We start from the raw sequence: 21712 nt of genomic DNA, 5'->3' as shown, positions 1-21712 counted from the left end.
CCTCATTCTCGCTGGTCAGAGGCACTTTCTGCTTTCCTGACCGCCTGCCGGACAGCCCGCTTCATGAAAGCGCGAGGTTAAGCTCGCCGGCCTCGATCCAGCGGTTCTCCGACGGGACCCAGAAGGGGTGGGTCGTCGTGGAGATCAGGGAAGCGGGCTTGGCGTTCTTGGGGGTGATCGTGAGGTCGACGAAGTGTTTGTCGTCCTCGGTGACGATCGTGCCCGCGACCTCGCGGGTCGTGGTCTCGCCGGTCTCGGGGTCGGTGACGACCACCTTGTCGCCGAGTTCGACGTCTTCGATCTTTTTTGTGGAGCCGTCGGCCAGGAGGACCTTGGTTCCTGGTAGGAAGCTGTGGGCTTCTCCCTTGAGGCAGCTTCCCTTCGAGCTGACGTCCGCGAGTTTCTTCCGGGCCGCGGCCAAGGCGTCCTTCGCCTTGCCGAGTGCCTTGGAGCTCTTCGCGACGTCTCTGATGCCGCCGATCAGGTCCTGGGTGAGGTTCCAGATCCGCTTGGCGAGTTTGGTGCCCTTGGCCCAGTTCCACGGAGCCCCGTATTTGGCCGCGAGCTTCCCCGCCAGACCACCCGCGAAGCTCCCGGCGACATTGAGGAAGGTCTCGCCGCAGGATCCGAGATCGCCGCTGGAGAAGCAGTCGAGGGCCGCGTCGATGCCCAGCTCCTGCATGACGATCTTGGTCAGTCCCTTGACCGCCTGCTTGACCCGCTTCTTGGAGCTGCTGACCCGGTCCTCAGCCGCGTACACCCCACCGGTCGCCTTGGTGACGCTCTCGTCCGCCTTCTGCCGGTCGGACTTCGCGTACACCTCGTTCCCCACGCATCTCGCGCCGGGTTCGAGGCAGTCGATCGGCCGCAGACCGGTCGGGTCCGAGTACGTGACAGGGCTGTTGTTCGCGTACGCGTAGCCGTTCATCTGCTGTGGCTGCGTGTAGTCGATGAGTGGGTCGACCGAGATGAACTTGCCGAGTCCGGGGTCGTATTCGCGAGCGCCGATGTGGGTCAGCCCGGTCTGGGCGTCGAGGGTGCCGCCGACGAAACCCTTCTCGCCGGGCCATGGCCCCATGGCGTCGCCGCGTGAGACGCCGTAGGGGTCGAAGCGGCGTTGGGAGACCGCGCCGGTGGCGGGGTCGATGGAGAGGCTGCTCGTGCCCTGGTGGTCGGAGCCGAGGAAGGAGAGGGTGCGGTCGTTCTGGCGGACGGCGATCGTCCGGTCGGCGTAGGTGTAGTAGCGGGTGGCCTCGACGGCCGTACCGCCCTTGGGGAGCTTCAGCTCCATGCCGGGGAGGTAGACGGTGGTGGACGAGGCGTCGCGGCGGACGACTCGCTCGCCGTTCGCGTCGTAGAGGTAGGTGGTCTCCCGGCCGTCCGTCTCCGTCGTCCGGGTCAGCTTGCCTTCGGAGTTCCACTCCAGTTTCTGTTCGTCGCCGCCGAGGATGCGCGAGGTGGTGTTGCCGTTCGCGTCGTAGGCGTAGGTCGAACGGCGGTCTCCGGTCGGGGTGTTCTCGACCAGTTCGGTGACCGCGTGCGGACCCGCGTCCTTGCCGTAGGTGTAGGTGCGGGTGATGTTCTTCGCCGCGTCCAGACCCTTGTCGTGGACGACTTCGCGCGTGCGGTTGCCGATCGAGTCGGACGTGTACGACTTCCAGTACGCGGCCGGACCGCCCAGCGGGTTGGTGCCGGGCGCCGCCGAACAGGCCGACGGGGTCGTGCCGTTCATGATGCCGCCGACCGTTCCGGCGCCGGTGGCCTCGGACTCGGTCGCCGCCGGGGTCCAGGCGTCGGCGAGCCGCTGACCGGCGTCGTAGGCGAAGCACTGGACGTCGGGGGAGGTGCCGGCGAGGTCGGAGATCGACCGGATGTTTCCGGCCTGGTCGTAGGAGTACTGGGACTTCTTCGCCGGAGCGGCCACGCCCTCGATGTCGATCCGGGAGTCGGTGAGGCGGTCGGTGCCCTTCTCGTAGAAGAAGGACTGCTGGACCGTCTTGCCGCTGCCGGCCGACAGTTTGAGGCCCTTGAGCTGGCTGGTCTCGGTGTAGAGAGTGTCGGTGACGTAGTTGGACGTCGCGGACTGCATCGACTTGGGCCGCTGCAACTCGTCGTAGCCGTAGACGAACACCTCGGTCGGCAGTCCGGCGACCGCCGGCATTCCCGTGCTGGAGACCGTGCCGTCCGGGTTGTACGCGGTGCTGAAGGAGTACCTCCCCTCCAGCGCGCCTTCGGACGCGGGCACCGAGTAGTCCGTGCGGATCGGCCGGTACATCGCGTCCCGGACCAGTACCGCGCTCGCGAAGAACTCCCCGTTGTCGAGGTAGCGATACCAGGCGTACGCCTCACCGAGGTTCTGCGCGCGGTCGTACTTCGTCTCCGTGAGCTTCTTGCCGGTGTCCGCCTCGCCCTCCCAGGAGAACGTGGGGCGGCCGAGCTTGTCGTAACTCTGGGAGATCTTCTTGCCGTTGGTGACCGTCCACTTGAGGCGGTCCATCGCGTCGTACGCGAACTCGGACGTCCCGGCGTCGGGGTCGACCGTCTTCGCCTTGCGGCCCAACTGGTCGTACTCGTAGCGCCAGATGTTGTTCTGGTCGTCGGTGACCGTCTCCAGTGCGCCGCGCTGGGTGTACGTGTACGTGGTGCTGTCGTAGGCGGCGTTCGGGTTGGCCGGTTCGGGAGCGGTGCCCCGGTAGTGGCGGATCTCCTTCACCTTGCCGTGGGTGTCGGTGATCGTGGTCGTCGGGACGCCGCCGACCGGCGGGTCGACGTGGGTGCGGTCGCCGTCGTAGGCGGTCGTGGTGCGCCACTGTTCGTCGCCGCCGACGAGGGAGATCGCGGCGGTGGTGCGGCCGAGGCCGTCGTACTCGTACGCGGTCTGGGCGCCGACGGCGCCGTTGGCGACGGTGATCAGGCCGTCGGAGGGGGCCTTGGCGAAGTTGTAGGTGGCGTTGGTCTTCTTCGGTTTGCCGGTGCCGTCGTAGAAGACGTCACCGACCATGCTGGTGCCCTTGGGCCCCTGGGTCTGGAGCTGGCGGGGGCGCAGCAGGCTGTCGTAGTGCTGGTACTCGGCGCCGTAGGTGTTGTCGTTCTGGAGTTTCTCCGTCTTGACGACGGTGGTCAGGTCACGGCGGACGGTGTACGAGTACTTGATGCTCGGCGTCGAACTCCTGGCGCGGTCGGCCAGCCAGACCGAGGTGAGGCGGCCGAGAGCGTCGTGGGCGAGTTCGGTGCGCCTGCCGTTGGGGTCGGTCTGGCCTGCCGAGGTGCCCCAGGCCGGGGCGTGGTCGGTGGTGGTGACATGGCCGAGCGCGTTGGTCTGCTTCGTCTGCGAGGCGAGGCCGTTGACGTCGGTGTACGCGATCGTCGTCGGGACGCCGTCCGCGCCCTTCTGGAGCGTGGGACGGCCGAAGGCGTCGTACTCGGTGGTGCCGGTGACCTGGTAGGTGGCGGTGGTGCCGTCGTGCGCGGTCATCCGTTCGGTCTGGGCGGCGTTGCCCTTGGTGTCGTACGTGGTGCGCTCGTCGGCCAGGACCTGGGTCCTGCGGTTCGGTGTCTTCGCGCAGTCGACCGTCACCGCCTCACTGCGGGACGGCAGGTCGTAGACGTTCTGGCCGGGGACGTCGGCGTACCAGAGGCGGGTGCAGGTGTCGTCCTTGTCGGTGGCGAGGTCGCCCAGGTCCTCGGTCTGGAGGAGCCGGCCGTTCGACACCGAAGTGTCGTACGTGGACGTCGACTTGGTGGCCGTCCAGGTGTTGTCGTGCTGGAGGCTGTACGTCCGGGTCACCGACGGCTGGACCAGGGTGGCGTGGGTCGTCGCCCAACTGTTCTTCTGCTCGGCCGTGTTGTGCTTCCACGGCTCGGTGATCGTCTTGGCGACGGCCTGGCCTCCGGTGCCCCGGTTCCAGGCTTGCGTCTCGATCTCGAAGCCGGTGAACTCCTTGTGGCCCGTGTACGCCTTGCCTGTCGAGTCCTTCACTTCCTCGGTACGGGTGCCTCCGGACGGGAGTTTGTCGCCGTCGAGGCCCTGGAGGTAGGTGTACTGGATGCGGGTGGCGACGCTCTGGCCGTTGCCGCCGGTGACGACGACCTTGCCGTAGCCCTGCCACTGGCCCCAGGTCAGGTACTTGGGGTCGGTGATGCCGTCGGGTTCGGCGTGCCGCCAGCCGGCGTCGCCCTGGTAGTCGTAGCGGGTGACGAGGTCGTCGCCGCCTCCGGTGCGGTCGGTCTCGACGGTCTCGGCGACAACGTACTTGTGGAACCAGTCCGTCTTCGGGTCGATGGAGCCCGGCGGGGACCAGATCACGGGGTAGCAGCGCCGGGTGGACTCGCCGGGCTTCGGCAGGGTCGTGGGCGTGCATTCGCGGGGCGCGTAGTTGATGTCCAACTGGCCGCCGGTCTCGCTCAGTACGCTCGCGAGGCGCAGCCGCCGGAACGGGTCGATGTTGTCCTCGTCGCTGTCCACCCGGTTCATCAGGTGGATGCCGGCGAGTTCGAGGGACGGCATGCGGATGCTGCCGCCGACCTTGCCCTCGTGGTCGATCTTCGACAGCCACAGGGTCTTCGTGGCGTCGCCGTTGTCGGTGAAGGTGTGGCCGAACGTCCACGCGTCGACGTCGGTGTACTCACCCGCGACGGCGCTGCGGCTCATCTGGGTGGTGATGCCGGTGAGCCGTTTCGTCGTCCAGAAGGTCTGGGTGCTCTGGCTCGCCGCGCACTTGGTGTTGACCGCGCACGAGCGGTCGACGGGTGTGTCGGGCCAGCGTGCGGCGTTGGCCGTCGTGAACTTCGCCGGTGCGCAGTCGAAGGAGGCGTCGGGCAGGCAGCGTTCGGCCGTCGTGAAGACGACGCGGGCGGGTGCCTTCGTCGTGTACACGGCCTCGTGGCGCTGGCCGTAGTCGACGCGCTTCAGGTAGCCGCCACGGTCGTACGGAGTGCCGTTGACGGTCGTCTTGCCGTTCAGCGCGTACTGGTTGGCCTCGGCGCCGTAGAAGTACGAGATGACGTTGCCGTGGCGGTCCTTGACGTAGTCGAGGTTCCACCGCCACGCCTGCTGGCAGTGGGCGTCGGCGAACGTGGCTTTGTAGCAGGGCTCGTCCTTGTCGTCACCGAAGACGGGGGACGTCCAGGTGGAGGCGGTCTCCTCCTTGCCGGTGGTCCAGCCGAAGAGGCGGTTCAGGCCGAACCAGTACTCCGTGCCGTCGGTCGTGGTGATCTTCCAGTGCTCGCCGTCGTCGTCACGGCTGCCGGTGACGTGGTCGGCCGACGTGAGGTGCTCGACCTTCGCGCCGTTCTCCGACGCGAAGTGCCACTCCTTGGACTCGTCGTCCTTCACCAGGGAACCGGCCGTGCCGTTGAGCATCACCGTGGCGTTCTCGAACGCCCAGCACTGCTCACCGGATCCCGCGTGGCCGTCCTCGGAACAGGGCTTGTACGACCGCTCGATGTAGCCCGGCTCGTAGGCGAAGCCCTCACCGATCCAGGAGCCCTGGTTGTTGGTGGCGGAGGTGCGGCCGTCGGCGGACTGGGAGGAGTAGCTGAGGCCGACCGTCGGTACCAGGCCACCGGGGGTCGGCACCGTACGGATCGGGTAGTTCCAGGAGAACCCGCCGGAGGAGTTCGCGACCGACCAACTCGCGGACGGGGCGAGGGAGGTGGCCTTGTAGTCGCCCTTCGACGACGAGTCGCCCGCGGCCAGGGCGAACACCGTGGCCGTGCTCTTGGCGGTCACGTCCGCGGTGACGGTGCGGGCGACCGGGTCGTTCTTCGACGCGAGTTCCTTCGGCCGCGCCCGGCAGTCCGCGGGAGCCTCGGTCGCGGCACACGCCGGGAGTTCGACCAGGCGCAGGCGGGAGCCGTACGCACCGCCCGCGCCGTCGGCGAACTTCGCGTAGTCGAGGGTGAGCCGTACGGGGGCGGGGGTGGTTCCGGTGTCCTTGCGTTCGACCTTGAGCAGGGCCGCGCTGTCCCAGCGGGCCGCGCTCCGCTCGCCCAGGGACGTGACCCTCACCTTCGAGGGTGCTGCGCCCCTGGCCGGTGAGACGGTGACCGGCAGACCGCCGACGACCGCTTTCGCGGCACCGCGCGGGGACACCTCGGCGCTTCCCTCGCGAGGCCAGGCCGGGCGGTCGAGCGCGGTCACGGCGGACTTCGTGGCGTCGTCGTCGGGGAGCGGATCGGCCTTCGCCGCGTACTTCCCCTCGACCGGGTCGGCGTTCTTCGAGAACCCCGGGAGGCCGGGTGTGTCGGGCTTGGCGGGCAACGCCTGTGCCATGCCGGCCGGGAGGGCCAGTGACAGGGCCAGGACGGCGCCGGTGACCACGCGTCTGGGCATACGGGCGGCTAGCAGACGGCCGCGCATGGACATGGGGGTCTCCGATCAGGAGTCGGAAGAAGGAAGGGAGAAGAGGGATGGGAACGGGTACGGCTACGCGGTGTCGTCCCGCTGCACGCTGTTGATGCGCTGCATGCCGGTCCGGTCAAGTGCTCCGGCGTAGACGCGCACTTCGTCCACAGCCCCCGCGAAGTACTCGCCCTTCGCGGCGCGGCCCACCTGGAGTCCCCCGGCCGAGGGCCACGGCGCCTTGTCCAGCCGCACGTCCTCCAGCAGGTTCACTCCGTTGACGTACAGCCGGAGTTGGCGGGTGATCGCGTCGTACACCACGGCGATGTGCGTGCCGGGCAGATCGGTCACGGGCACCTCGTCGGTGTGCGTCACAACCGTGGTGGCGGCGCCCGCCGTGTCGGACGCGGTGACCACCGCCTGCCAGCGCTGGGTGGCGGCGTCGTACCGGACGACGAGCCGGTCGGTGTTGCGGCCCGGGAGCGACAGCACGGTCTGGGACTTCGTCGCGCCGGACGAGGTGAGCATGGCCCGCACGGAGACGGTGTAGCTGCCGTTCGCGGCCACGACCGGGCTGCCGGTGCCGGCCCAGTCGTCGACACCGTCCAGTTGGAGGTGTCCCTCGCCGGAGAGCGCCTGCGGGTCATCGAATCCGCCCACCCGGTAGAGGGTCGGGCCGTGCAGGGCCAGATTCTCGGCGCCGGTCTGGACGTTGGGGACCGTGCCGTCAGCCGCCAGGTCCTCGAACCACCAGTACGCCTTGCGCTGGGGGCGGTACGTCTGGAAGGCGTCGCTCTCGGCCGCGCTGACCGTGCGGGTATAAGCGCGGACGTCGGCGAGGACGCCCTGGAAATTGGCGCCGTACACGGGCTCGTTCTCCGCGCGGCCGGTCAGCTTCCGGCCGATCTGGAGGTCTCCGCCGCCGGTCCTGGTCGAGGAACGGGCCGTGGTCACGGCCGTCTCCTTGTTGACCCTGAGGGACATCTTCGGTCCGCCGGACGCGTTGGCGTCGTACACGGCCGTCAGGTGCACCCACGCGTCCACGACCGGCGTGACGGCGGCCTGGACGCGCCACCGCGTGGTCGTGCCGCTCGCCGTGCCCGGTGCCTCGAAGGCCCAAGCCTTCTTGGCGGCGTCGTATCCGAGGAAGAAGCCGGCGTCGTCCGTGCCGTCCTGGCTGAGCACCGCCATGTCGCGGTCCAGGGCGGCCGGTTTCACCCAGGCGCTGACGGAGAAGCTCTGTGTCGTGTCGACGACCGAGGAACGCTTCAGCGGGTTGTCGTCGTCCTCGGCGGCCTTGACGGTCAGATAGGCGTCCGCCGACCCGTCGAGCTTCGCGGCGTAATCGGGCACCGTCTCACCGGACTTGAGGCCCGGTCCCGGCACGCCGAACGTCACACCGGGTCCGGCGGTCGCGGGGTGACGTCCCAACTCCTCCTGAGCTTCGGTGGATTCGGCGAGGTCACCGAGGTTCCACTGGCCCACCGGACCGTCGTCGACGACCTTGAAGTCGTACCGCTGAGGTGCGCTCGTGCGGCCCGAGGCGTCGTACGCGGAGACCGTGAGCGAGTGCAGGCCCTGTGAAGTCGGCGTCCAGGTCACGGACTTGGGCTGCCCTGTGGTCGTCGTGACCGTCTGCTGCGTCTCGTCGTCGAAGGCGTACTTGTAGCCCGCGACGTCCGTGTCGACGGCGTCGAAGGTGAACGCACCCGCCTTGCCGACGCCGCTGCGCCACACCTCGTCGTCGACGTACGGCGCCCCGGTCACGCTCGGCGCTCTGGGTGTGGCCGCGTCACGCTTGACGTAGCACCGCCCGGCTCCGCTCGCCGAACTCCACGGCCCCCAATGCTCGCCGTCGAAGGCGCGGGCCTGGTACGAGATCGTGGTCACCGCCGGGATCCCGGAGTTCAGGTGCCAGTTGCCGCTCAGCGGCAGCATGCCGTCGGCGCCGTAGACGAAGGTCAGGTCGGCGACGTTGTCGGTGTTCTGGTTGTTCAGGTAGAAGGTGTGCGTGCTGGGGCCCCACAGGCCGACCGTGTCGATCCTGTCCTTGTTCCAGTCCCCTACGACGGGCTTGTCGCCGACGCCGCCGTAGCGGATCTGGTGGTGGTTGCCGCCTCCGCTGTTGGCGTTGCGCAGGTAGATCATGATGGTCGCCGGGTCGCGCATCCCGATGGTGTCGTAGCCGTCGCCGTTCCAGTCACCGGCGAGGGGGATCATGCCGTCGGCGCCGTAGACGAAGGAGATGTCGGCGGTGGCGTTGGTGAGTTCGTTGTTCAGGTGGAAGAAGTGGGTGCTCGGCCGCCAGACGCCGATGGTGTCCATGCCGTCGCCGTCCCAGTCACCGGCGACGGGGATGTCGCCCGCGCTGCCGTAGACGAGGACATGGTTGGCGGGTTTGCTGTTGTCGTCCCGCAGGTGGAAGGTGCGCGTCGCCGGGTCGTAGAGGCCGATCGTGTCGACGCCGTCGCCGTTCCAGTCGCCGGTGAGCGGGACGGTGCCCGGCTCGGTGGGCACCGGCTTCGTGTCGGGGAAGCCAGCGTTCGCCGCGTTGCGCAGGTGGAAGGTGCGGGTCGACGGCTCCCACATGCCGACACCCGAGCCGAGGGCGGGCTGGACGACCTGGTGGGAGAAGACGGTTCCGGCGTTGGGTGACTTGTAGCCGGTCTCGGCGAAGTAGCTCCGCTCGACTCCCCCGGCGTCCTTGTAGAAGACCTGGAACTGGGTCTTCACCTGGTCGGTGTACGACGCGCTGTGGTCGGCGTCCCGGGCTTCGGTGCGCAGTTGGGGCAGTGAGTCGATGAAGGGCGCCTTGGCCTCGTCGGTCACGCACTTGCCACCGGGGTTCGTCGACATCAGCGAGGTCGCGATCCGGGTGGGCGGTGTGTTGTACGTGATGGACAGGTAGCTGTTGCCGCAGATGCGCTTCCAGCCGTCGTACGACGACTCGTCCTTGGCCCGCAGACCAAGCGCGAGGGACGACCAGCCGCCGTCGGCCGCCGCCTGCGCCTGGGTGAGGAGGGCGCCGTTGCTGAAGTGCAGGTTGGCGGGGCTGCCGCAGGTGGTGGGCGAGATCTTCTGGTCGACCGTCATGAGGTGGTCGGCCCAGTCGTCCTTGGTGTTCGACCAGTTGCTCGCCGAGGTGACCGGGTGGTTCTTGCCGCCGATCCGGTAGAGGTCGACCGGTTCGGCCTTGGCGTCCGCCCAGTACACGGCTCCGACGCGAGCGGACAGGCTGGTGCTGACGATCTTCTTGCCTGTGTAGAAGGACATCGGGAAGCTGAAGAGGAGCCTGCGTACGCCGATGCCCTCGCACTGGGTCGGGTTGTAGTTGACCGGGCACTTGCCCATGCCGGCGTGTCCGGAGTACTTCCAGTCCTGCTCGTTCGGCATGCCCGACATCACGGACGTCCAGGCGGTGGCGCCGGTCGTGCGCGGGGTCGGGTCGATGACGACGGGGTACGTGGTGTCGTCGCCGCGCAGGAGACCCAGGTCAGGGGTGAGCGTCAGCTTGTCGTGCGCCACGTCGAGTCCGACGGGTGCGGTGCGTCCTCCGTCGGCCTGGTCGAGGGGCGGCTCGGCGGCCTGCGCTGCTCTGAACCCGGTCACCGTGGCGGGCGCGTCCACCGACTCCCACATCACGGCCCGGCCGGACTCGAACACCGTGCCTCCGACCGCGGAGTCGGTGGCCTTGAGCGAGCCGTCCGTCGGCTCCGTGACGGCCAGCCCCTTGGTCGAGAGGGCGAACTCGATGGTCTCCAGTTCGGGGTTGGCGGCGGCTTCGGCGGTCTTCACCACCAGGTAGTGGGAGAAGCCCTCGACGTCGGCGCGGGCGGTGAGGTCGACGCCGGGGAGCACCTCCGGGTAGCGGGCGGTGTCCCCCTCGATCACGGGTTTGGACAGGGTGGCCCCCGGCCAGCTCAGCGCGTACTCGCGACCGGCGCGGTTCATCCTGGCGAACGGCCCCTGGCCGCCGTCGGAGAACTCCAGATCGACGGTGGCGGCCTTGGGCGACCAGCCTCCGTCGGAACGCCGGCCGAGCGTGTCGTCCACCGGCACCCAGGTGCCGCCTCGGGTGGTGTGGACCGGTTGCGCGTATTCGTTCGCCGTGAAGGTGCCGTCGGCGTTGGCGAACACCTCACGGCGTTCGTGCCGCAGCCGGGTGACCTCCACCGGCTCGCCGCTCACCTTGGCCGCGGCCGTGGCGAGTTCCTCGGTCGGCGCCTCGCCTGCGGTGGCGGCTGCCGCCACCGGGTCGCTGCCCTCGGCGGCGGTCGCCTCTCGGCCGAGCGCCGGGACCGTCACCAGGACGATCAGCGCCATCAGCCCGGCCAGACCCCCGTTACGCGCGCGGTCGGTTCTTCTCGCGCGCCATCTCCTGTGTCTCACTAGCCCCCCAGCAGTCGATTATCTGTTCGATAACCCCCACAGATGAGGTACATGAAAGCTACGGAGAGTGAATCGCGTCAAAGGAATTCAAAGAGTCGGCGTGTCGGCCGTCAAGATTCGGTCAACTCGGCGAAGGTGCGGCGGCTGCCTTCTCCGGCTCCCTGTCCTGCTCCTCGGACGCCGCCTCCACCACCGTCCGAGCCCGCGGCCCCATGAACGCGTACGACAACCCGAACCCGGCGAGGACGACGACCGCGCCGCCAACCGCGTCGAGGACCCAGTGGTTGCCCGTGGCGACGATCGCGGAGACCGTGAAGAGGGGGTGGAGGAGGCCGAGGGCCTTCATCCACCACTTCGGGGCGACGACGGCGATGACGAGGCCGCACCAGAGGGACCAGCCGAAGTGGAGGGAGGGCATGGCGGCGTACTGGTTGGTGAGGGCCGTCAGCGTGCCGTAGTCCGGTTTCGAGAAGTCCTGGACGCCGTGGACGGTGTCGATGACGCCGAGGGCGGGCATGAGGCGGGGCGGGGCGAGGGGGTAGAGCCAGAAGCCGACCAGGGCGAGCAGCGTCGCGAAGCCCAGGGTCGCGCGCGCCCAGCGGTAGTCGACGGGGCGGCGCCAGTAGAGGACCGCGAGAACCGTCAGCGGGACGAAGAAGTGGAACGACTCGTAGTAGAAGTCGAAGAAGTTCCGCAGCCAGGAGACCCCGACCACCCAGTGGTTGACCGCGTGCTCGATGTCGATGTGCAGGAAACGCTCGATGTCGAGGATCTGCTGCCCGTGCTCCTCCGCGCGCACGCGCCCCGCCGAGTTCGAACCGCCGGTCGCGGCGAGGCGGACCTTCTGGTACGCCGCGTACGTGACGCGGATGAGCAGCAGCTCCAGGAGGAGGTTCGGCCGGGTGAGGACGCGCCGCAGGAACGGCAGCAACGGCACCCAGCGGTAGCGCGCGGGCACGGGCGCGGCGTACTCGGTGGGCGTCGGCGCGGCGTACAGCGGGTCCTTGCGGGAGAGGAACGGCAGGAACGTGGCGGCGGCGATCGCGGCGAACAGCACGATGTTGTCGCGGACGGGGTACAGCGCGGCCATGTTCGGCAGCATCATCTTCGCGGGCAGCGTCATCACCAGGACGACGGCGACGGGCCACACGTACCGGTCGGAGGCCCGCTTCCCGACCCGCCCGACGATCGCGAGCAGCACCCACAGCAGCTGGTGCTGCCAGGTCGTCGGCGATACGGCGATGGCGGCGCAGCCGGTGATCGCGACGGCGAGCAGGAGCTGACCGTCGCGCGCGTAGCGCACGGCCCGGCGGACACCGAGGACGGCGACGGCCGCGCCGAGCGCAAGGAACAAGCCGATTTCGAGCGGCCCGTTCACCCCGAGGCGCAGGAGCGCGCCGTGCAGGGACTGGTTCGCGAGGTCGTCGGCCTTGCCGCCGAGCCCGGTGCCGGCGATGTGGTGGACCCAGTACGTGTACGAGTCGTGCGGCATCGCGGCCCAGGCGAGCAGGGTCGCCGCGCCGAACGTCCCTACGGCCGTCGCGGCGGCCCGGCGTCTGCGCGTGAACCACAGGAGCGCGGCGAAGAGCAGGACAGTCGGCTGGAGGGCCGCGGCGACGCCGATGAGGACGCCGCCGGCGTACTTCCCGCGCGCGACGAAGCAGCCGAGGAGGACCAGCAGGACCGGGATGATGCTGGTCTGGCCGAGCCACAGGGTGTTGCGGACGGGCAGGGAGAGCATCAGGAGGCTGACGGCGACGGGGGCCGCGAGAAGGGCGGTACGGCGGCTCACGGGCTGCGGGAGCGCGCGGGCGACGACGACGCCGAGGGCGGCGACCAGGAGCAGCGTGCCGAACGTCCAGCCCCAGCCCAGGGCCTGTTCCGCGGCCTTCGTGAGGGGCTTGAGGACGAGGCCGCCGAAGGGGGTGCCGGTGAACTGCGAGGAGTCGTACAGCGAGCCGTTGACGTGCAGGACGCCGTTCTGGCCGACCCAGGTCTCCAGGTCGGTCAGGCGCTCCCCGCGCGGGGTGGACACGACGACCGCGATCTGGCGGACCGCGAGCACCGCCGCGAGCAGCCACAGGCCGATGCGGGCCGCGCGCAGACGCGCCTGTCGTGCGTCCACGGGGTCGACGGTGGTCGCCCCGAAGGGTTCCACCGGTCGCCCGCTGTGCTCCGCATTCGCCACGGCTGGTTGGCCTCCCGCCCCGTTCGTTCGGTTCTGCTTGCCCGGTGGTTCTCCCGGAGGCCCACCAGGGGTTTTCTCCGCACGAACCCTACGGGCCCGGGGCTCCCCCTGACAGAGACGCAGGTCACCCCTGCTTCACCTGGCAGCCCTTCTCCTTTTGTCCGGAAGACGATAGTGCGTGTCCGGGCAGGTCGCGTCCCTGGGGGGCTGTTTTCGCCCGTCTCATGGGCGGGATTTGAATCGGCGCCGAACGAAACCCCCGCCGCGCCCGTACCGTCGTAGACCCGCGCGGGTCACAGCACTACGAGTAGTGACGGATGACTACGGAGGGCTTCGAGCGATGGTGGTCGGTTTTCCGTGGAGACGGCCGGGAGTGGCGAAAGGTTCATTCACGTCCTTACGCGCGCGTGCGCTGGCCGCCCTCCTGCTGCCGGCCGTGCTGCTGCCGGTGGCCCCCGCGCACGCGGGCGGGGCGCTGATCGCCGGGGACGGCCGGCGCGCGGCGGTGACCCGGGAGGTCTCCGTGGTCCGCTGGGACGGCGCGCGCGAGCAGATCGTGACGCGCCTCACCGTCAGCGGTGACGCGCCGGACGCGGCCTGGCTGATGCCGGTGCCCGCGCGGGCGTCCGTCGAACTGGGCGACCCTGCGCTCCTCGACGGGATCACGGCGGCCACCACGCCGTCGTACCGCACCCGGCCGCACTTCTGGCCGCAGGACGGGGACTGGCCCTTCACCTCCGGCGGCCGTCCTCCCGGGCCGCCCCCGCCGGAGCGGCGCCCCGACGGCGGCGCCGGGGTGGGGCTCGTCGCCGGCGAGCGCCTCGGCCCCTTCGACGTGGCCCACCTCTCCGCCGCCGACCCGGCCGCCCTCGCCGCCTGGCTCCGCGCCAACGGCTACACCCTCCCCCCGGGCCTCCAGGACGCCCTGCGGCCGTACGTGGCGCTGCGCTGGCAGTACGTCGCGATCAAGCTGTCCCCGGCCGCGTACGGCGCCCTCGACGGCGTCCTGGACCCCCTGCACGTCTCGTTCGCCACCGAGGCGCCCGTCTACCCCGTACGGCTCGCCTCCACGCCGGCCTCCCTGTCGCTGTACGTCCTCGCCGACCACCGCATGGAACCGGCGTCCGCCGTCGGCGGCTCGCGCCCGCGCGTGACGTACGCGGGACGCGTGCCGGCGGACTCCGGGGCGCTGTCGACGTTCGCCCGCGCGACGCCCTACCTGACGGCGATCGCCCAGGACCTCCCCGCGCGCGTCACCGCCGACCACACCCTCCGCCGCGCCTCCACCGACGCGCCCGTGCGCCAGACCGTGTACGCCGACCGGCTGCGCACCCTCGCCGGCATCCCCGCGTGGCTCCTCGCGGTGACCGCCGTGATCCTCGTGCTGGCCGCGAGCGCGATCCACGTCGCCGTACGCGGCAACCGCACGCGCAAAGGGAGCCACGCCGGCGAATCCGCCACCCCGTCCGAAGGGAGCACGCCAGAGATGACCGGCACGCCGGAGGAGACCCTGCTGAACGGCCTCACCGCGCGCGTGAGCGAGGCGCTGGAGGCGTTGCGCGCACGCGTGACGGGCGGCGGTGGTCCGCGCGCGGGCGGGATTCCGCCGATGCCTCAGGAGCCGCCGACGGTCGGAGCGGGTGGAGTGCCGCCGATGCCGAGGTCGGCGCCGGACAGTGGGGTGCCGCCGATGCCCGGCGTGGCTCCGGCGTTCCCGGAGGTGCCGCCGGTTCCCCTGGTCGCGCCGCGCGTGCCTCCGATGCCGCGGGTGCCTCCCGTGCCTTCGCACGCCCCTCCCGGGTCTCCCTCGCCGACGACCGACGGGGGCACGGCCCACCTCTTCGGGTCGCCCGGGGACGTGCCCCGTGTCAGTGCGTCGGCGGGGCTGCACAAGTACCCGTTCTGCGCGCCGCCGTTGAACCAGGGCGCGTTCGGCAGCCGCCAGAAGCACCGCCGTGCGCAGCAGGTGCCGCGGCAGAGCAGCGGGACGGTCTGAGGGGCCCGGTACTCGTGTCCTCCGAACGGGTGAACCGCCTCCTCGGGGGAGCGGGGCGGGAACCCCGGGGCACGTGGTGGCCGTTGGGCGGATCAGGACGTGCGGAGAGGCAGGGGACGATGAGCGACGAACAGCTCTGGGAATCGGTGGACGGCTACTTCGAGGAGGAACTCGGGCTCAGGGACGAGGTGTTGACGGACGCGCTGCGGGAGAGCGCGGCGGCGGGGCTGCCGCCGATCAGCGTGTCCGCCGGTCAGGGCAGGCTGCTCCAGCTGCTCGCCGAGATCCAGGGAGCGCGGCGGATCCTGGAGATCGGGACGCTGGGGGGTTACAGCACGATCTGCCTGGCGCGCGCCCTCCCCGAGGACGGCAGGCTGGTCACGCTGGAGTACAGCCGCAAGCACGCGGACGTCGCCGAGCGCAACATCGCGCGGGCCGGCCTCGACAAGGTCGTGGAGGTCCGCGTGGGCGAGGCCCTGACCTCCCTGCCCCTCCTGGCCGACGAGAACCCTCCCCCCTTCGACCTGGTCTTCATCGACGCGGACAAGGCCAACAACCCGCACTACGTCGAGTGGGCCCTGAAGCTGACCCGCGCGGGCAGCCTGATCATCGTCGACAACGTCGTCCGGGGCGGCCGAGTGCTCGACGCCGACGACCCCGCCCCCGACGTCCAGGGCACCCGAGCGGCCCTCCACCTCATCGCCACCCACCCCCGCCTGACCGGCACCGCCCTCCAGACGGTGGGCACGAAGGGGTACGACGGCTTCGCATTGGCGAGGGTGCTGGCCTGAGCGGCGAGCGAGGGTTCCGGAGTGTGGCCGGTGGGCGTTCCGCGCCCCCGGCCCGTTCGGACCCGCCCCCTCTCACCCTTCGTGGTAGAAGCCCACGTTCACGCTGCGCGGGCTCGTGCGGTCCGTGATGATGATTTCGCCGGAGCCGCCCCGGGGGAGGGTGACCGTGCCGCCGTAGGGGATGGGCTGGGCGTACTGGCCGGAGAGGAAGCGGACCTCGGCGGAGGGGTCGTCCTGGGAGCCGCGCAGCCAGGTGACCTGCCAGGTGGATTCGGGGCCGCAGAGGAATTCGAGGTGGACGCGGGAGACGAAGAGCCAGTCCTGAGGGGTGACGAGCCGGCAGACGGTGGTGTCGCGGCCGACCCGCAGCACCGCTCCCGGCTCACTGTCCGCGTCGGCCATGAGCATCCCTGCCGTGGCCCCCTCCTCCACCGCGGAGACGGAGGCCATGGTGAGTTCGAGCACGTGCGTTCCCCTTGTGTCCGCCGGACCGTCGAGCCCGGCACGTCCCAACCCCCCGGACACCTACGTCACAGCATCCGAAACGGCATTGCACAGCGGCGGAAATGATAAATCGCCCGGCCGCAAGGCGTCCGGCACAATGGACGCATGACCGAGCGAAAGCCACCGGGTGTGCCGTTCGAGTCCTGGGTGGACAAGCAGATCCAGGACGCGGCGGCGCGCGGCGAGTTCGACGGGCTGACGGGCGCGGGCAAGCCGCTGCCGGCCGAAGTGGACTCCTCGTACGACGAACTCTGGTGGATCAAGCGGAAGATGGCGCGTGAGGGCTGGTCCGTGCTGCCACCGGCTCTCGCCCTGCGCAAGGAGGCGGAGGACGCCCTCGCCGCCGCGCTGGAGGCCCCGTCGGAGTACGCGGTCCGCAAGATCCTCACCGAAGTCAACGCGAAGATCCGGGACATGATGTTCCGTCCACCGCCGGGCCCGCCGCTCGGCAAGAAGCCGTACGACGTGGAAGCGGTCGTGGAGGAGTGGCGCGAACGCCGGAACACGCCCCCTGCGGACGCCGAACGCCCCGCCCCCTGAGGGCACTTGGGAAGAGCGCGCCGCCGATGCGAGGGAGCGTGCCCCCGCGTACGACGGCCTTGAGCGCTGGGCCCACGTGAGGCCCAGCGCCCGAGGTCGAGCCCAACTCCCCCGCCTCTTCACACGTGCAGCAGCCGCTCGCACAGCTCCCGGTAGTCCCGCAGCGCCAGCCGCAGTTTCTCGGTGTCCCCGGCCTCCGGAGTCCCGCCCTCGCCGGCCTCCCCCGCCTGCCAGGCCCCGCGTACGGTGCGCCGCCTGCGCGTGATCGCCTCGGTGAACCGCGTCGCCAGTTCCTCCAGCACCTGGTCGGCCTCGGCGACGGCTCCCCGCGGCTCGTCGACGAACCCGGCGAGCGCGTGCCGCATCCTGGTCTCCAGCTTGTCGCACTCGTCCCGGGGGATCAGCGGTGAGCCGTGCCGGTAACCGCCCTCGCCGGACGCGACCGCCGGTGCCGGAGGCGCGGTGGTTTTAGGTGCCGGGGTCCCAGGCACCGGAGCCGCAGGCGTCGTAGGTGTCGGGACCGTCCCACCGGAAGCGCGGGCCGGCGAAACCCCGCCCTTACGCACCCCCGGCGCCCCGGACGCTCCCGATGCCTCCGGCTCCCTCGGCGTCCCCGGCTCCCCTGCCCTCCCCGTCGTTCCCCTGTCCTCGCTCATCCCTCGCGCCTCCTCACTTCGTCTGAATCTTCGCCCGGCTCCGCTGGAACAGCGCCGGCATCCGGCCGCTCCGCCCGGCCCCCGCCTTCTCCCGGGCATCCGGCGTGTCCCGCGCCGCCGCCTTCGCCGCCCCCTTCGAGGCCCCCTTGGACTCCGCGACCAGTTCCTGGAACAGCGCCCGCGCCTCCAGCACCGCCTTGCGCGCGTCCTCGGTGTCGCCGCCCTCCTCGTCGAGGACGTACCGGACATGCCGGTACCCGTCGACGTGCCGGGCGTGGTGGACGGCGAGCGCGGCGACCTGTTCGTCGTGGTCCTCGGCCCGCGGATAGCCCCGCGCACCGGCCAACTCACCGAGCAGCCGGTCCACTTCGGCGGCGGCCTCCCGGGGCGACTGCACGAACCGCTCCTGCGCGGCCCGCCACCGCTCCCGGTACTTCTCCTGCTCGCCGGCTTCGAGGGGCCGCTCGCGCAAGCCTCCGTGGCGTTCGACGAGGGCGGTCAACTCCCGTTCGGCGGCCCGGACATCCCCGTCGTGACGGGCCACGGCCCGCCCGTACTCGGGCCCGAACCGCCGCTTCAAGGACCCCCCGCCCTGAGTGCGGCGCACTCCCAGATACCCCGCCGCGGCAACGACGAGCACGCCGACGACGATCAGCACGACGATCACGCCTGTGGACATGGCTGCCTTCCGGTGTGTCGGCCCGGACGGGCCGGTTCTCCCTCCGAGTTGCCGGGAAACCGGCACACAAACGGCCACCCTGTATCCGGCACACGAACGGCCGCCTCCTATATCGCTTGCGCCCGCCCCCCGCCGCCTCCCGAGAATGGCCCATGCCCTGGACAATCACCCCGGAACTCCCCGACTCCCCCGCCGCGCGGGCCCTGTGGCGCGCGTACTACACCGAGGTGAGCGACCGCTGGTACCTCCTCCACGAGGGCCGCACCACCGACCCCGCCGAGCTGGAGCGCGAGATCCACGCCCGGACCGGCGCCGAACTCGCCCCGCCGAAGGGGAGGTTGCTGGTGGGCCGGTACGACGGTGAGGCGGCCGGCACGGCGGGGGTGCGCCTCCTGGCCCCGGACACGGCCGAGTTGACCCGCGTCTTCCTGCTCCCGGACTCCCGGGGCAAGGGCGGGGCGGCGCTCCTGGTGGCCGCGGCGGAGGACTTCGCACGGGAGTCGGGGGCGGCGCGGATGATCCTGGACACCCGCAGCGACCTGGTGGAGGCGAGGGCGCTGTACGCGCACCTGGGCTACACGGAGACGGAGCGGTACAACGACAACCTGTACGCGGAACACTGGTTCACGAAGTCGCTGGTCTGAACTCCCTTCGCGGTCAGGATCGTTGCGGCTGTTCCCGGACCGACCCGCACAGCTCGCCGTTCAACTCCTTGACCAGCAGCACCAGATCGGTGGGCCGGTCCGGACCCCACCAGTCCCCCAGCATCTGCGCGAGGGACTCCTCCCGCGCCTCGGCGAGCCGTTCGGCGACCTCGCGCCCCCGGGCGGTGAGCCGCAGCTCCAGCCCCTCGCGCCGGGCGAGCCCGCTCTCCTCGATCTGCCGGGCCCCCTCGATGATCACGGCGAGCGGGACGGGGCTCTGGCCGGCGAGCCGCCCGGGCTCGACTGACCCGTGCCGGCGGATCCGCAGCAGGATCCAACTGGCCGCCGGGAGAAGGTCGTAGCCCGCGCGGGCGGTGATCGTGCGGTACACCTCCCGGCGCCCTTCCCGGGTGCCGAGGACGGACAGCGCCCGGCACACCTCGTCGTACGAGGACCGCTCGACGGGGTTGCTGGCGAGGGTCTGGGTGACGTCCGGCGCGGTCACCGAGGAGCGCAGCCGGTCCTCCTTGAGGAACCAGGCGAGGACGAAGCCGAGGAGGGCGACGGGCGCGGCGTACAGGAACACGTCGGTGATGGAGGAGGCGTAGGCGTGCAGCGCGGGTGGCCGCAGGGCGGGCGGGAGTTGGGCGATGGCGCGCGGGTCGGCCTTGAGCGCGTCGGCGCTGAAGCCCGCCGGGAGCCCTTCGACTCCCCTGAAGGCGTCGGTGAGTTTGTCGGAGAGGCGGCTCGCGAAGACCGTGCCGAAGACGGCGACGCCGAACGAGGCGCCGATCGAGCGGAAGAAGGTCGCGCCGGACGTGGCGACGCCCAGGTCCTCGTAGGACACGGCGTTCTGGACGATCAGGACGAGCACCTGCATGACGAGGCCGAGCCCGAGGCCGAACACGAAGAAGTACGCGCTCATCTCGCCCGTCGGGCTGCCCTCGTCGAGGCGGTGCAGGAGGAGCAGGCCGAGGGTGGTGACCGCGGTCCCGGCGACGGGGAACACCTTCCAGCGGCCCGTGCGGCTGACGATCTGGCCGGAGAGGGTCGAGGAGATCAGCAGCCCGGCGACCATCGGCAGCATGTGGACGCCGGACATGGTCGGGGAGACGCCCTGGACGACCTGGAGGAACGTCGGCAGGTAGGTCATCGCGCCGAACATCGCGAACCCGACGATGAAGCTGATCACGGCGGAGAGGGTGAAGGTGCGGACGCCGAACAGCTTCAGCGGCAACACCGGCTCCGCCGCCCGGCGTTCGACGGCGACGAAGGCCACGGCGAGGACGACTCCCAGCACCAGCAGGCCGATCACCGGGGACGACCCCCACGCCCACGTCGTACCGCCGAGGGAGGCGACCAGGACGAGGCAGGTGGCGACGGAGGCGATGAGGAGGGTGCCGAGGTAGTCGATGACGTGGTGGGAGGTGCGGCGCGGGATGCGCAGGACGGCCGCGATGACGGCGAGCGCGACGACGCCGACGGGGAGGTTGACGTAGAACACCCAGCGCCAGCTGAGGTGTTCGGTGAACACGCCGCCGAGCAGCGGGCCCAGGACGCTCGTCGCGCCGAAGACCGCGCCGAACAGGCCCTGGTAGCGCCCGCGTTCACGGGGCGGGACGAGGTCGCCGACGATCGCCATCGACAGGACCATCAACCCGCCGCCGCCCAGGCCCTGGAGCGCCCGGAAAGCGATCAGCTGCGGCATGTTCTGGGCCGTTCCGCAGAGAGCGGAACCGATCAGGAAGAGCACGATCGCCGTCTGGAACAGTCGTTTTCGGCCGTACTGGTCACCTAGCTTTCCCCACAAGGGGGTTGCCGCGGTGGACGCGAGGAGGTAGGCGGTCACCACCCAGGAGAGGTGTTCCAGGCCGCCGAGATCGCTGACGATCGTGGGGAGCGCCGTGGAGACGATCGTCTGGTCGAGGGCCGCGAGCAGCATGCCCAGCAGCAGGGCGCCGATCGACACCATGACGTTTCCGCCAACGTGCTCGGGGGGTGGATCCGTCGTGGCCGCCCGTGCGTCCAAGGTCATGGAGACCTCCCTCGGCTCTCGTGTCCCTTCCATGGTGGTCGGTGTCACCCGGAACGGCCTGTCGAAGCACGGGGAGAGTTTTTCCGGCCATTTCACACCCTGTGACCTGTGGTGCGATGGGGGCGTGCGATGACTGTGGAGGATCTGCATAATTTCCGGAGTTCCCACGGGGAGGGGTGAAGGCGTGAACGAGCCGACGGAGCGCGCGGGACCCGGTGCGCCGCAGGGGCCGTACGGGCATCCCTGCCCGGAGTGCGGGGCGCTGCGCGCGGCCGACAGCACGCCGTCCTGCGACTGCGCGCGGCGGGCCGCCGAGGCGCTCAAGGAGGCGCGGCTCGCGGAGGCGGCAGCCGCCGAGGACTTCGATCCGCTGCGGATCCGGCCGTACGTGGAACTGGCGGGCACGGCGGGCGCCCCGGTCGCCGGGGGCCGGCCTCCCGGCCAGCAGCCGGCCGACGCGACGATGCCGTTACGAGCCGTCCCCGCCGCCGCCGAATCGTTTCCGGACACGACCCCGACGGCCCCGCTGCCGACGGTCGCGGGCGGGCTCCCTGGTGCGCACGGTAGCTCTGGAGAGCCAGGGGTATCGGGGGACTACGGCGCGGCGAAAGGGGCGGGGCCGGGGGGCGTAGGACCCCTGGACGGCGTAATACCTCCGGGGGATGCGGGGGACGCACGGGTCCCGGGCGCCGCGGGGGCGCCGCGGGCCACGGAGCTTCCGAGCGACACGGCCCTGTACGACGCCGGAGCCCTGGGCGACGTACGACTTCCGGGGGACCTCGATCCCGCCCAGGGGGCCGGGAACCGTCGCCGTCGGGCGGTCCTTCTCGCGACCAGCGGTGCCGTCGTCGCGATCCTCGCCGCCGCCGGTTTCGCCACCGGCCTCTTCGCGTACGACGCGCCCGCGCGCGACCACTCCCCGCCGGAGGACATCCGCGCGGCGGTCC

The 21712-nt window shown here is 70.7% G+C and carries 11 protein-coding genes; 4 read left to right on the top strand and 7 right to left on the bottom strand.

Annotated elements, in window-relative coordinates:
- Positions 1 to 61: 61 nt before the first annotated feature.
- From ACLZOT_RS28290 to ACLZOT_RS28280, 3 genes are all read right to left on the bottom strand, one after another.
- Entirely contained in the window at positions 62 to 6334 is a 6273-nt protein-coding gene (locus ACLZOT_RS28290; RefSeq protein WP_416971915.1) for an RHS repeat-associated core domain-containing protein, read from the bottom strand.
- Positions 6335 to 6427: 93 nt separating this feature from the next.
- Positions 6428 to 10666: a LamG-like jellyroll fold domain-containing protein gene (locus ACLZOT_RS28285; protein ID WP_416971914.1), complete on the bottom strand. Its 4239-nt coding sequence runs from the start codon at positions 10664 to 10666 to the stop codon at positions 6428 to 6430.
- Positions 10667 to 10853: 187 nt separating this feature from the next.
- The gene (locus ACLZOT_RS28280; RefSeq protein WP_416971913.1) at positions 10854 to 12920 is read right to left on the bottom strand and encodes a bifunctional glycosyltransferase 87/phosphatase PAP2 family protein; all 2067 of its coding nucleotides are present in this window, start codon (positions 12918 to 12920) and stop codon (positions 10854 to 10856) included.
- 373 nt (positions 12921 to 13293) lie between these two features.
- Here ACLZOT_RS28280 and ACLZOT_RS28275 point away from each other — a divergent pair, with 373 nt between their 5' ends.
- Together ACLZOT_RS28275 and ACLZOT_RS28270 are read left to right on the top strand one after the other, a co-directional pair.
- Positions 13294 to 14916, top strand: a complete 1623-nt coding sequence (locus tag ACLZOT_RS28275) for a DUF2330 domain-containing protein (protein WP_416971912.1) — start codon at positions 13294 to 13296, stop codon at positions 14914 to 14916.
- 119 nt (positions 14917 to 15035) lie between these two features.
- Positions 15036 to 15707, top strand: coding sequence for an O-methyltransferase (locus ACLZOT_RS28270; RefSeq protein WP_416971911.1), 672 nt, complete (start codon positions 15036 to 15038; stop codon positions 15705 to 15707).
- Positions 15708 to 15779: 72 nt separating this feature from the next.
- Here ACLZOT_RS28270 and ACLZOT_RS28265 read toward each other — a convergent pair whose 3' ends face one another.
- A complete protein-coding gene (locus tag ACLZOT_RS28265) occupies positions 15780 to 16172 on the bottom strand; it encodes a hypothetical protein (RefSeq protein ID WP_416971910.1) in 393 nt (130 codons plus the stop codon).
- Positions 16173 to 16316: 144 nt separating this feature from the next.
- On the opposite strand from ACLZOT_RS28265, the gene ACLZOT_RS28260 reads away from it, so the two are divergent.
- Positions 16317 to 16751, top strand: coding sequence for a DUF1992 domain-containing protein (locus tag ACLZOT_RS28260; protein WP_416971909.1), 435 nt, complete (start codon positions 16317 to 16319; stop codon positions 16749 to 16751).
- A 119-nt stretch (positions 16752 to 16870) separates the two neighbouring features.
- Here ACLZOT_RS28260 and ACLZOT_RS28255 read toward each other — a convergent pair whose 3' ends face one another.
- Positions 16871 to 17242, bottom strand: coding sequence for a hypothetical protein (locus ACLZOT_RS28255; RefSeq protein WP_416971908.1), 372 nt, complete (start codon positions 17240 to 17242; stop codon positions 16871 to 16873).
- Between the two features lie 178 nt (positions 17243 to 17420).
- Entirely contained in the window at positions 17421 to 18086 is a 666-nt protein-coding gene (locus ACLZOT_RS28250) for a hypothetical protein (RefSeq protein ID WP_416971907.1), read from the bottom strand.
- A gap of 152 nt (positions 18087 to 18238) precedes the next feature.
- On the opposite strand from ACLZOT_RS28250, the gene ACLZOT_RS28245 reads away from it, so the two are divergent.
- Positions 18239 to 18730, top strand: a complete 492-nt coding sequence (locus tag ACLZOT_RS28245) for a GNAT family N-acetyltransferase (protein ID WP_416971906.1) — start codon at positions 18239 to 18241, stop codon at positions 18728 to 18730.
- Positions 18731 to 18743: 13 nt separating this feature from the next.
- On the opposite strand, the gene ACLZOT_RS28240 is transcribed toward ACLZOT_RS28245, so the two are convergent.
- Positions 18744 to 20765, bottom strand: a complete 2022-nt coding sequence (locus tag ACLZOT_RS28240) for a DHA2 family efflux MFS transporter permease subunit (protein ID WP_416971905.1) — start codon at positions 20763 to 20765, stop codon at positions 18744 to 18746.
- Between the last annotated feature and the right edge of the window lie 947 nt (positions 20766 to 21712).

Origin of the sequence: Streptomyces sp. 4F14 (assembly GCF_048159485.1) — a bacterium.
Taxonomy (GTDB): Bacteria; Actinomycetota; Actinomycetes; order Streptomycetales; family Streptomycetaceae; genus Streptomyces.
This window is presented reverse-complemented; position numbering and strand designations above follow the sequence as displayed.